This window comes from Corallococcus exercitus, assembly GCF_003611585.1.
Lineage (GTDB): Bacteria > Myxococcota > Myxococcia > Myxococcales > Myxococcaceae > Corallococcus > Corallococcus exercitus.
This window is the reverse complement of the sequence record NZ_RAVW01000574.1, coordinates 1-4,850: the sequence shown is the minus strand read 5'-3', so window position 1 is coordinate 4,850 and position 4,850 is coordinate 1. Positions and strand designations below refer to the sequence as shown.

Here is a 4,850-nt window from a genome sequence, read left to right as displayed (position 1 = left end):
ACCCCGCACCGTGCCCACCACGCCCCGGAAGCCCTCGTCCCACTGGTAGTCCGGCGTCACGTCCGCGTCGCGCTCCTCGGGCGCGCACGCCCCTTCTCCCAGGAAGCACCAGCGCTCCAGGTCGCCCGGCGCACGCACGGTGTCGTCAGGCAGGAAGCCCTCCGGCGTGGGCAGCCCCGTGGTGTCCAGCGTCAGCCGCTGACCGAAGCCCAGCCGGTACGAACCCACCAGCACGGAAGCCCGCTCGCCCGTCCACTGACCGTGGAACTTGGGCACGACCACCGACACACCGGGCGCCTCCGCCACCAACGTCCGCCGGCTCGCGTCCCGATGCACCGCGCCCAGCCGCCGCCGGGTCAGCGACGTGAGCAGCCCCACGCGCCAGCCCTCCGGCCCCGCCATGCGCACCTGGAGCGCCAGCGGAGGAAGGACCGGATCCGACGCGGCGAACGCCGTCAGCAGCCGCGCATCCCCCGACACCCGCTCCGGCGCCGACGACACCAGGAACGGCGCCAGCCGGCGCCGCTCCTCCGACGTCAGCCCTCCGGAAGCCACGAGCCCATCCACGCGCGCGTACGTCAGTCCCGGCAACGCATAGAGCCCCGCGCGCGACGCATGCGACGGATCCACGCCCGAGCGCCGCAGCACCAGCAGCGCCGCCAGCGTCTCCGCCGTGATGGCGCCGTCCTCCCTCAGCGCGAACAGCGCCTGCTCACCACTGTCCTCGGGTTCAACCTCATAGGAGGCCGCGAGCGACGCGATGGGCAGACCCAGCAGGAACAGCCAGACGCGGACGAGGACGAGGACGGAACGCACGCGGCGGGCCCTCTGCACGAGCGGGACCACCCTTCCCTACAGCGAAGTCCTGACGAAGAGTCCATCCCTTCCCCGGACTCGGCGTCCAGGCAAGGGACGGCGGTCCAATCCCTTCCACGTGGGCGTCGGGCGGTGCGGCTATGCTGCGGCCACATCTTCGCGAGGGCTGGCCCCGTCCGGCCCCAAGAACAGCGCATGGGCCACGTCCACATCCTTCGCCACTTCCCCTCTCCCCAGGAGGGATTCAACCGCACCGTCCGCATCTACACGCCGGACACCTACGACGCCTGGCGGGACCACCGCTTCCCGGTGCTCTACATGCACGACGGGCAGAACGTCTTCGCGCATCCGGAGTCCGCCGTCTTCGACACGTGGTGCGCCAACCGCGTCGCGGAGGAGAGCGTGAACGCGGGACGGATGGAGCCGTGGCTCATCGTCGCGGTGGACTCCGGCCCCGGCCGCTTCCAGGAGTACTCGCCGTGGGACGAGCCACGCAACGGCGTCTCCGCGCGCGGCGAGGCCTACGGGCGCTTCCTCGTGGAGGAGCTGAAGCCATACATCGACCGGACGTACCGCACGCGCCAGGGCAGCGAGTGGACCGGCGCTATGGGCTCGTCGCTGGGTGGCCTCATCTCGCTGTACCTGGGGTGGAAGTTCCCGCAGGTGTTCGGCCGCATCGGCGCGCTGTCGCCCACGGTGATGTGGAGCCAGGGCCGCCTGTTCGACGCGTGGCGCGAGCACAGCCAGCGCTGGACGCGCATCTACCTGGACGCGGGCGACACCGAGTTCATCCACGCGGGCGGCATCCCCCTGGACTACGGCCGGGGCACACGCGACTTCTTCCAGCACCTCAAGGGCCTGGGCTACGGCGACCATGAGGTGTCGCTCGTGCTGGAGCCCGGCGGCGAGCACCACGAGAAGGACTGGCAGCGCCGGCTGCCGGGCGCCATGCAGTGGCTGCTCGGTTGAGCTCCCACCCGTGACACGCCGTCCCCGGTCGGTGCCGCCCGAACAGCGGCAGGTCTACGTGCAGGTCGTGGAGGGCCTGCTCCAGCACGGCCTGAAGGGCCAGGTGTCGCCCCGCCTGCGTGAACGGCTGCGCCAGGCGGGCGTGGACCTGGACCGGCCGCTCCTGCCGCTCTACCCCGTGCCGCTCTGGGTGCGGTGCCTGAACATCGTCGTGGAAGAGGTGTACCCGAACCTGCCCCGCGCGGAGGGCTTCGCCCGGCTCGCGCGGGCGCACGTGGAGGGTTACGGGTCCACGCTCCTGGGGCGCGCGGTGATGGGCGTGATGCGCATGCTCGGGCCCCGGCGCATGGTGCAGCGGCTGCCGGAGGTCTTGCGCGGCACGGACAACTACACGGAGGCGACGCTCACGGAGCGGGGCCCCGCGCGCTACGAGTTGCACATCAACTCGAGCGTCGACACACCCGGCTACGTGGAGGCCCTCTTCGAGGGCCTGCTGGCCGCGGGCGGCGCGAAGGCACCTCGCGTGACGAAGGTGCACGACGACGGGGCGAGTTCCACCTACGTGCTCACCTGGACCCCGGAGCCCTGACGGCTCACGTCGCCTGGATGAAGCGCACCGCGTCCTGCATGGATTCAAGGTCCGCGTGGCGGGTGAGGTACATCTCCTCGCCCAGCAGCGAGTGGTAGATGGGCGGCAGCTCGCGGTGCACGAGCAGCGACCTGCCCAGCCGTTCGACAATCTGCGAGTGGGTGTGCTTGTAGCGCCGGCTGTGACGGCGGGCGCTGTGGCAGACATGGTGGCGCGGCGTGTACTGGAAGTCCGCCACCGGGTCCCCCGTCACGACGCGGGCATAGAGCCGGTACACGTCGATGTCGCACGTGTAGTTCATCATGTCCGTCATGAAGCCGCCGGGCGGGCGCAGGTTGGCCTCCAGCACGACGAAGCGGCCATCCGGCAGGCGGAAGAACTCCAGGTGGAACCAGCGCTCGCGCAGGCCGAACGCGGCGACGACCTGGCGGCCCAGCACGTCGAGCGCGGCGGGGATGTGCTGGAGGCTCCAGAAGGAGATGTCGCGCCGCTCGGTGACGGTCTCCATGCCGCCGTCGCTGTATTCGTGGCTGAGGTTGAAGACGATGACGCCGTGGCGGTCCACGATGCCGTCGTAGGTGACGATGGTGCCGCGCACGAAGGGCTGGGCCACGTAGGACGTGGGCAGCGGGTGGGCGAGCGCGGCGTCCACCTCCGCGTCGCTGGCGACCTTGAACGTGTGGGCGGCGCCCACGCCCACGTCGGGCTTGAGCACGAGCGGGTAGCCCACGCGCGCGGCGAACTCCTTCACCTGGTCCGCGTCGCGCACGCGCAGCAGGTCCGGGTGCGGGACGCCGGACGCGTGGAACACCTCCGCCATGCCGGACTTGGAGCGCAGCTTGAGGATGTCCGAGGGCTGGAGGCCAGGGACGTGGAAGTCCTCGCGCAGGCGGGCTTCGACTTCGAGCCAGGACTCGTTGAGGGACTCGATGCGGTCCATGCGGCCGTGGCGCCAGGTGAGGTAGCCGGTGGCGCGCAGGAGGGCGTCGTAGTCGGTGAGGCTGGGCACGAAGAAGTATTCGCGCAGGGACTCCCGCAGCTCCTGGCGCAGGGACTCGTAGGGCGTGTCGCCGATGCCCAGCACGGACACCCCGCGCTCGCGCAGCGCGGTGGCGAAGTGGAAGTACTGGGAGGGGAAGTGGGGGGAGATGAAGACGAAGTTCATGGCTCCTGGCGGGCGAGTCCTCCGCTGGGGGTGGACCATAGCGGCCCCGCCCCCGCCCTAGAAGCCCGGTGGGGAACAGTGTCCACCAGCAGGGCTCGCGCCGGGGGCCTGGCCTGGGAACACTCGCGCCATGGCGGAGGATTCCAAGGGGTTCACACAGGCACGGGAGGCAATGGGAAGGCACACCATCCCGGAGCTCATCGACCTGCTGGAGAGCGACGACGTCCGCACCCGGTTCCTGGCGGAGATGTGCCTGAGGGACGCGACGTCCACCTGACTCCACTTCCAGCCCGCGGGTCCGCGGGCCGAAAGGGAGGCCGCAGTGAAGGAGTGGCGCGACTGGTGGGCCGCGCACCGGGACACGTTCAAGAAGCGCTGGGGTGAGCGAAGCGGGTAGGCGCGGCCAACAGGGACGGTCCGCCAGTGCTCGAACCATCTCTGTTGGCTGTGAAGGCGCAGCTTACCAGTCCTCCTCCCTGTCCCATTCATCAAGGCCTGCCGCAACAAGCCGGGCTCGTACAGCGTCGACTCTGTCTGACGGCAGCGTCTTGGCATTCACCCCGTAGATGTCATTCAGAACCAGCTCATAGGGCTGACCAACAAAATGACCTACGACCCGAGCCAAAGCCCTTTCGGACATATAGGGATACAACACAGCCAGAAGAGGCCAATAATCATCCTTCGTCACCCCTTCCGGAAATGCCCTCTCAACCAGACGCGCAGTACCCTCCAGATTCGGCGGAATAGCCATAAAATTCACATCCCCGTCAGTGAAACCGATCGATAAAGATACGCCTCAAACTTCACACCTTGAGCCGCAGCAGCACGAAGAAGTCTCCCTGTCCGCGTCCCGGTAGAGGGTGCGCTGAACTCCCTCGTCGATCAGCCCATCGCAATCATTGTCGATGCCGTCGCAAACCTCCGTCCGACACTCTGTCGGCACACAGTCCGGGCAGCCGCTGATCTGCTCCGGCAACGGTTCCGCCGGAATGGCAGCGAAGCCACTCGAGGAGATGAGCGCCGCCATCAGGAACATGAAGGTGGGCAGCAAGGCGCAATACAGGCCAAGGCTCCGCCCATTCACGCGGATGCATGGTTTCCGTGTCATGGTTTGCTTTCGCTTTGAACGAGTAGGGCTCAACCGGTCCACGACAGGGATCGGTCCAGGAGCCCTCCCGGTGCATCTAAACGACCGCTCATGATTCTCGAACGGCTCGGAGGGTAGCCAAGCGCTGGCGGAGGAAGGAAGGGGCAGGAGCTCGCGTCGTTCGGCCTTGTGTGCGCAAGAACCGGATGAAGAAGCGAGCCCTG

3 protein-coding genes and 1 pseudogene are annotated in these 4,850 nt (G+C 68.5%); 2 read left to right on the top strand and 2 right to left on the bottom strand.

Annotated elements, in window-relative coordinates:
* A pseudogene (locus D7W79_RS38835) lies at positions 1–816 on the bottom strand (hypothetical protein); the annotation flags it as partial.
* 195 nt (positions 817–1,011) lie between these two features.
* Here D7W79_RS38835 and D7W79_RS38830 point away from each other — a divergent pair.
* Both D7W79_RS38830 and D7W79_RS38825 read left to right on the top strand, forming a co-directional pair.
* The gene (locus tag D7W79_RS38830; protein ID WP_120530280.1) at positions 1,012–1,785 is read left to right on the top strand and encodes an alpha/beta hydrolase; all 774 of its coding nucleotides are present in this window, start codon (positions 1,012–1,014) and stop codon (positions 1,783–1,785) included.
* 10 nt (positions 1,786–1,795) lie between these two features.
* Positions 1,796–2,374 carry a DUF2378 family protein gene (locus D7W79_RS38825; RefSeq protein WP_244222214.1) on the top strand — a complete coding sequence of 193 codons (579 nt, stop codon included), beginning with the start codon at positions 1,796–1,798 and terminating at the stop codon, positions 2,372–2,374.
* A 4-nt stretch (positions 2,375–2,378) separates the two neighbouring features.
* On the opposite strand, the gene D7W79_RS38820 is transcribed toward D7W79_RS38825, so the two are convergent.
* Positions 2,379–3,539, bottom strand: coding sequence for an ATP-grasp domain-containing protein (locus tag D7W79_RS38820; RefSeq protein ID WP_120530278.1), 1,161 nt, complete (start codon positions 3,537–3,539; stop codon positions 2,379–2,381).
* Positions 3,540–4,850 lie beyond the last annotated feature (1,311 nt).